Below are 406 nucleotides of genomic sequence, written 5' to 3'. Positions count from 1 at the left end.
ACCCGCTTCGCGGTCGACGTTGGTGCAGGGGTGGCGGATGGTACCGAGCGGAAACGAATTCTTGCCATTGGTCCAGGTAATATCGGCCGGCAGGCGTATGCCTGTATGAGGCACCGTCAGCGAGAACACCTGCGTCGTCAGTGCCGCCGGTTCGTCGCCCAGCGGTTGGAATTGCATGACGGCGCCCGAGCGTGGCTCCTGATAGGTGGCGTGGCTCAGGAGGCATTCCTTGGCGCCCGCCGCTTGCACGAGCCCGAGCGAACCCAGGACAACAAAGGCCAGTTTGCGAATGATCATCGAAATCTCGGGCATGTGTCAATGAAGCAAGGCCGGCTGCGTGCCGGGCCGCACAGTCGCATCATCCGTGCAAAACCATAAGCGAAATCCGGACCGCTGCGTTTATCTG

At 61.3% G+C, this 406-nt stretch carries 1 pseudogene; it reads right to left on the bottom strand.

Going from position 1 to position 406, the window contains the following annotated elements:
• Window positions 1-297: pseudogene (locus X742_RS140125) on the bottom strand (hypothetical protein); the annotation flags it as partial.
• Window positions 298-406: the final 109 nt, after the last annotated feature.

The sequence above is a fragment of the Mesorhizobium sp. LNHC229A00 genome (genome assembly GCF_000502415.1).
Taxonomy (GTDB): domain Bacteria; phylum Pseudomonadota; class Alphaproteobacteria; order Rhizobiales; family Rhizobiaceae; genus Mesorhizobium.
The sequence above is the reverse complement of the archived record's forward strand: the minus strand, read 5'-3'. Positions and strand labels throughout refer to the sequence as shown.